The organism is Oscillibacter sp. CU971 (assembly GCF_905219725.1).
GTDB lineage: Bacteria > Bacillota > Clostridia > Oscillospirales > Oscillospiraceae > Oscillibacter.
This window is the reverse complement of record NZ_CAJMXG010000183.1, coordinates 1-6021: the sequence shown is the minus strand read 5'-3', so window position 1 is coordinate 6021 and position 6021 is coordinate 1. Positions and strand designations below refer to the sequence as shown.

Genomic DNA, 6021 nt, shown 5'->3' with positions numbered 1-6021 from the left:
TCTACCGTTAGATGTATAATATAGACAGTTCAAGAGGAAAGGGGGTGGTTAAGATGGCCAATAAAAAGCGCCGTAGGCGCAAGCCCACGGCGCAGCCCAAAAGAATGGAAAGTCTTGCGGACAACATTCTGGCGGGCGTGATCTCCGGCCTGGTGGTTCTGGCAATTCAAAAATTGCTGAACTGGTAAAAGGCCAGGGGGGTGTGGGGTCCCGAAACCCCACACCCTCATTATAAAACAATCAACATTCATTGTCAATAGGAGGGCGCAAGAATGAAATTTTTAATTTCCCTGGCCATTTTCGTGGCCGTGTTCGTCCCGGTCAAATACGGGATCCGGGCGGTCCGTCGGTATCTCAATAATAGGAGGGGTCAAAAGTGAAAACGCCGGAATTGATGGCGCGGGAAACGCTGAAAAACTCCAGCCTGGAAAAGCTGCTTGATTTATGGGAACTCACCGACAAAATGAACGGCCCGCAGGTTCCCACCGTGCGCGGGTGGTTGATGGACGAAATAGAGCGGCGAAACCCGGACGGGTTCGACGCATGGCTGGACCAGGACAGCCCGGAAGATCAGGACCTCCGCCGCTATGTCCTGGCCTGATACAAAGGACCCCCGGCACCGTGCCGGGGGTCCTCGCTTTACTCTTTCCGGTTCTCCAGACGGGTGATCTGCTCCAGCATTTGCCGGAATTTATCCCACCCAAACATGGCCGCAAAGGCCACGAAAAAGCCCAGGCCGATGGCGGCGGCCACCATGTACCAGACAATGGGGACGGCCAGGATCCGGCACACGGCGAAAAACGCCAGCAGGGTCACGGCCATGGCCACGATAAAGGCCAGCAGGTTGGTGGGCACCTTGTCCCAGGTCAGTTTCTTGACCACCTCCACAATGATGTTGGTGATCACCATAAGGATCAGCACCGCCAGCAGGATGGCCGAAAGAACGGCGGGAATGTACTGCAGAATGGTTTCCATGGTTATGTCCTCCCTAAATTTTTATTTCACAGCCCCGCCCAGGGCGCACAGCAGCGCGTCCAGGCNGGGGAATGTGCTGTAATTGGCCAGCCAATAGTCCGGCGTGTCGATCACGCCAGCGGCCACCAGGGTGCCCACGGCGTTGGCCACGGTGCTGGAGCGCGGCCCGGCCTTGGTGATCTTCTCCGCCGCCTTGACCAGCAGGCGGTCCAAATACTTGACCTTGCCGGACGCGGCGGCCTGCTGCCAGTAGTCCGGGGAGTTGATCNCGCCCAGCCGGGCCAGCTTTGCCACAGCTGCCGCCGCCTCGGTCAAATAGATCACCTGCCCCACCCGGATCAGGTTCTTGTTTTTGATCCCGTTGATAGCCGCCAGGGCGANCACAGTGGTGCCATAGCGGGCCGCGATCTTGCCCAGTGTATCACCCGCCACAACGGTGTGGGCGGTGCCCTGGACTGCGCTGGAGGCCCCCGTGGTGCCCGGCGTGGTGCCGGTTGTGGTTCCGCCCATTTTCTTGGCGATTGCCGCAAAGTCAGGGCAGATAAACCCGCGAATATACCGGCCATTGATGGCCATGGTCCGCTTGCCCACCTTGCCGCCGCTCATGTTGCCCTCTGTGACCACAAAGGACCCGGCGGAAACCTTGGTCACGATCCCGATGTGGTCCCCGGCCCCGGTGCAATCGCCCACGCCGTTGTCCTGCCAGTCATACACGCAGGCGTCCCCGATCTTGGGCGTGTGGGCGTCGTTCTCCACCCAAATGCCCAGCTTTTTGGCCACAAGGGTGTATTTCTCCACGCCGCACTCGGTCCCGGTGTACTTTGCGATCCCGGCCCGGATATAGGCCGCGCTCACCGTGGTGGCACAATAGGCGTCTTTCACCTGGACCTTGTACCCCCGCGCCAGGGGGCGGTAATTGTTGTATACCTCCAAAATGTCCAGGTGCTTGGCGCTGCCCTTGGTGGCCCCCACCCATGCGTTGATGGTGTCCGCCACTTTCTGGCGCAGTTGGTTCTCTGTCATTTGTATGCTGCCTCCCTTATAGGCCCACGTTCGGGGGTTCCTCCCGCTCGGTGGGCGGGTCCATGGGCGCGGCCTGGTGGCCGCCCCCGCTCGTTTTTGCGGCCNCCGCCGCCTTGTCCTTGNTGGTCTTGATCCAGCCCATGACGCCGTTTTCAAACCCGCAGACGCCGAACACGCAGGCGGTCAGGGTGGACGGCTCCGATCCTGTGTGCCAGAACACGGCCAGGTCTGCCACTGTATAGGACACAAGGATCACCGCCTCCAGGATCAGCACCTTGTCCATGGTTCCCATTTTCCCCTTGTCCCCGCCACCGTCCGGCTGGAGGCGGCTGGGACGGTACAGGCGCGGCCCCACAATCCGGCCCACCAGAACGCCCAGGGCGGTCCCCACAGCCATGGCCAGCGCGGCCACCACCACGGTGCCGGTCATGCTGCTACCGTTAGCAGGTAGAACAGGCCGCCGGCCAGCGCGGTGGCCAGCGCCCCCACCAGGCCATAAAGGAACTTGTCCACCATGCCGTCCCACCGCTTGCCCGGCTTCTTTTCGATGGCGTCCACCTTTGTCCCCAGGGCGGTCACGTCGGTTTTGATCTCCGCCATGGTTTCGGTCTGGTGCCGCTGCTCCGTGGCCATGACCTCCACGGCGGTGGCCAGCCGGTTCAGGGTGTCCACCTTTTCGTCCATTTCATCCAGCCGGTGGGTGTTGGATTTGCTCCGGGCGTCCACCTCCGCCAGCTTTACCGCCATTTCCTGCTCATTCATGCCTCACACCTCCAATTTTTCAACGGGGGCGCCGGTGGCCTCCGCGTATTTTTGCCGCAGGGCGGCGATCTCCCCCGCGTGGGTCAGGGCGTCATACTGGGCCAGCTGTGTGGCCTGGTCCTGTATGATCAAATTCTGCTGGTCGATGATGGCGCACAGGGCCGCGATCACTTCCACCTGGTTCACCGCCGCCGCGCCCCCTTTGCGCCCACGCCGATCAGTGCGGCAATATGCCGCAGGTCCTCCACGTTGGCCTCGAAAAAGTCATGGGACCACACCCAAAAATCCGCGTGATCCGCCCGCCTGTACCGGCAGGCCATGGGATCCGCCCACAGCTTTGCCCACCGCTCCCCGTGGCCCTTGTCCCGCTTGGACACAGCGGCAATAATGGCGGCGGTCAGTTTGCCGCGCTCCAGCCCGTGGCCGTCGCTGTCCCTGGCGAAATATTTATGGGCGCTTTCGCTGGTGGCGGCGCACAGGCGCAGGCCGTCCCGCTCCAGGAAACCGTCCACGGCCTCCACGGTGGTGCCATAGGGGATATTTACCTGGCCGCAGATGGCATTAAACCGCGCCCGCCGGGCCGCTATGTATTGCACCCGCTCCATGGCCTACACCTCCGCCACCACTTCCGTCCAGCCGTACACGCCCGGCTCCCACACGTTTCCGTCCTGGTCGCTGATCCAGTGTTTCCCGCCGTGGCTCACCTTGTCCCCGGCGTTGTAGGCGTCATGTGCGCCCACCGGCTGGGACCACTCCGGCCACTCCTCCGCCGGGTCCGCCACCCGTTTCCACAGGCTGGGGGAGGCGTCCGGGGTCCAGTCCGCTTGTGAAGTGTGATCCTGTAGGCATTGGTACAGCTGGCCGTCCGTATACCGGCGAATATTCCCGGCCTTATAGGCCACCGGCACCGCCCAGGGGGCGAAAAGGTCCGCGTGTTCCGCCGCCGTGGTGGCGTCAATGCTCCCGGCCTCCGCCAGCGTAACAAACATGATCCCGCCGGTTTCCGCCGCCCTGGTGATCTCGCTGCCCGCGTCTGTTTCCTCCAGCATGACGGTGGCCGCTGCACCCTCCATGTCCGGGCGGCCCAGCAGGTGGAAAACCTGGCCGCCGTGGACGATCCCAGCCGCCTCCGCCTCCTGGCACAAGGTAAAGCACCCATTTTCAGCCCGGCGGACATAGCTGGGGGCCTCGGTCATGGCCACGGTTTCCCCGTCCTTGATGATCTTATACACGGCTTTCTCCTCCTCTGAATGTTGCATGAATGATCCGGCGCAGGTGTTTGACCCGCCCGTGGTCGTCGAAATTTTCATAATAGGCGATATGCCCCTGCAGCTGGTCCTCCGCCTGCTGGACGGTCATTTCCCCGGCGTCCACTTTCCGCTTGTAAAGGTGGATTTTCCGCCGGGCCGCTTTCATTCCGTCCCTGGATCCGTGCGTGATCACCCGCCCGGTTTCGGTCAGGTAAAACTTGCATTTGCAAAAACGAAACGGCTTTGTCAGCGGCACAATATGGCATTTGTTCCGGTTGACCTGTAGGCCCATGGCCTCCGCCCGGCGGATCGTTTCCTCCATGATCTCCTCCGCCTGGTCTATGCTGTCCAGCACCGTGGCATAGTCGTCCATGTAATGCCCCGCGCCGTGAATGGACTTTTGACATTTCAGCCAGTTGTCCAGGCTGGAGGGCAGGGCCACCATTTCCTGCTGGGACGGCTCCACGCCCAGGGGCATACCCACGCCGCCCGGAACAGACGCCACCACGGTGTCCGCTATGGCCCGGATCTGTTCGTTCAGGATCAGGTCCTGGTGGCGCTGGTAGATCAGGGCATGGGGCGCGGACGGGAAAAAGTGGTGAAAATCCATCAAGAACACGGCTCCCTCCCGCCCGTTCTTTCGGAACTGTTCCCGCAGCTGGTCCTCCAGCAGCTTGTAATGGAAATGCAGACCCTTTCCCCTTTGGCTGNCCCCGTTTGCATAGATCATGCTGGGACCGTACAGCGGGATCAGGACATTATTGCAAAGGGTTTTGTGGATCTGGCGGTCATTGATGTGCGGCGCGTCAATGGGGCGGACCTTGCCGCGCTCCCGCAGGGTAAAGTGGACATATTTCCCCGGTTTCCATTGGCCGGAAAGAATTTCCCGCCGCCGGCGGGCGGTGCCCGAAAACAGGTGGCGCTCAAAGTTTTGGGTGGACTGTTTCCACCTCACACCGTTGCAGCATTTCAGCCCATACCGGAACATATCCCGAAAACTGAAAACCTCCGCCAGTGTGCCCAGGCTGTCATTTCTGGCCTGTTTCCTGGCCTGCCGGGCCGCTTTCCGGCGTTGGTATCGCGCCTCCCGGCGCTCCTCGCTTGTCATATATTTTTATTCGCTCCCCAGATAGTTGTCTTGTAGGTGTGCGTCTAAACTACTTTGACCCGGCACATGAAACGGGGTAAAGCACAATCCCCCGCCATGCAAGCAGCGTCCGTGCAAGGCCGCCAGGGGCAGTTTTAGGCTTTCGCCAGGGCAGTATTTCTCCTTTTATACGGGTCCGGTTCACCTCATTGGTTACTGCATTTGACCCATGGTATAAAATCCGGGCGCCGCGCCCCAGGAATTGTTCGCGTTGTTGTTGTTGGCGCTGCCGTTGGTGTTGACAAGGCAGAAATTGTTCGTGTTGCCAACGTAGACGGAACGGCACCAGTGATTGGCAGCAGTCCCGTCAATGGCCGCCCTGCCACACGGCACGTTTTCAGAAATACACCCATGACAAGCTACTTATTTTTTCTTCTCCTCCGCCGCAGTTCCGCGTCGCTTTGCATGGTCCCTTTTATCAGGTCGTCCTCCGTGTCGATCAGTTCCCCCAGGATTTGGGCCATGGTTTCCAGGCGCTCCTCCGCCTCCCTTTTGGGGACCTTGTTTCCTTTGGCGTCCGTAAAGCACCCCTGCGGGTTCTTCATCATAACCATGTAACAATGGCACAGCTGCACGTCCAGGGCCATTAAAGCGCCCCGCGCTTGCAAAAGGTCCCTTTCCCGCAGGTCCAGGCGTATGTCGTTAGATGTAAAATAACTCTGCGCCTTTTCGGTGTAGCTCACCAATTCCGCCGCCATTTTTATGGTTGGCTCCGCCAGCAGGCGGGAATACCTCGCGGAAAGACGGCTTAAAAAATTTATCGTTTCCGTGTAAATCTCATTGGCCGTATTCACAAATTCCGCTTTGCTGGTGGTTCGCTTATTTTTCAGGACGGACACGGTTTTCTCCTCCTTTGGGCCTCTG

At 60.2% G+C, this 6021-nt stretch carries 10 protein-coding genes; 2 read left to right on the top strand and 8 right to left on the bottom strand.

Annotated features, from left to right (window positions below):
• Window positions 1-53 precede the first annotated feature (53 nt).
• Both JX325_RS18475 and JX325_RS11780 read left to right on the top strand, forming a co-directional pair.
• A complete protein-coding gene (locus JX325_RS18475; protein WP_279380534.1) occupies window positions 54-188 on the top strand; it encodes a hypothetical protein in 135 nt (44 codons plus the stop codon).
• Between the two features lie 188 nt (window positions 189-376).
• A complete protein-coding gene (locus JX325_RS11780; RefSeq protein WP_204791308.1) occupies window positions 377-601 on the top strand; it encodes a hypothetical protein in 225 nt (74 codons plus the stop codon).
• A gap of 38 nt (window positions 602-639) precedes the next feature.
• On the opposite strand, the gene JX325_RS11775 is transcribed toward JX325_RS11780, so the two are convergent.
• From JX325_RS11775 to JX325_RS11740, 8 genes are all read right to left on the bottom strand, one after another.
• Complete coding sequence (locus JX325_RS11775; RefSeq protein ID WP_204791307.1) at window positions 640-975, bottom strand: hypothetical protein; 336 nt, start codon at window positions 973-975, stop codon at window positions 640-642.
• 21 nt (window positions 976-996) lie between these two features.
• Window positions 997-1998 carry a LysM peptidoglycan-binding domain-containing protein gene (locus JX325_RS11770; RefSeq protein WP_204791306.1) on the bottom strand — a complete coding sequence of 334 codons (1002 nt, stop codon included), beginning with the start codon at window positions 1996-1998 and terminating at the stop codon, window positions 997-999.
• A gap of 426 nt (window positions 1999-2424) precedes the next feature.
• Window positions 2425-2760, bottom strand: a complete 336-nt coding sequence (locus tag JX325_RS11765; RefSeq protein ID WP_204791305.1) for a hypothetical protein — start codon at window positions 2758-2760, stop codon at window positions 2425-2427.
• Between the two features lie 3 nt (window positions 2761-2763).
• Window positions 2764-2946, bottom strand: coding sequence for a hypothetical protein (locus tag JX325_RS11760; RefSeq protein WP_204791304.1), 183 nt, complete (start codon window positions 2944-2946; stop codon window positions 2764-2766).
• Entirely contained in the window at window positions 2943-3365 is a 423-nt protein-coding gene (locus JX325_RS11755) for an isoaspartyl peptidase (RefSeq protein WP_204791303.1), read from the bottom strand. The genes JX325_RS11760 and JX325_RS11755 overlap by 4 nt, the downstream gene beginning before the upstream one ends.
• Before the next feature lie 3 nt (window positions 3366-3368).
• Window positions 3369-3992 carry a carbohydrate-binding protein gene (locus JX325_RS11750; protein ID WP_204791302.1) on the bottom strand — a complete coding sequence of 208 codons (624 nt, stop codon included), beginning with the start codon at window positions 3990-3992 and terminating at the stop codon, window positions 3369-3371.
• The gene (locus tag JX325_RS11745) at window positions 3985-5118 is read right to left on the bottom strand and encodes a reverse transcriptase domain-containing protein (protein ID WP_243414063.1); all 1134 of its coding nucleotides are present in this window, start codon (window positions 5116-5118) and stop codon (window positions 3985-3987) included. Before JX325_RS11745 ends, JX325_RS11750 begins: the two co-directional genes overlap by 8 nt.
• Window positions 5119-5516: 398 nt before the next feature.
• The coding region (locus JX325_RS11740) for a hypothetical protein (protein WP_243414062.1) at window positions 5517-6021 on the bottom strand (505 nt) is incomplete at its 5' end.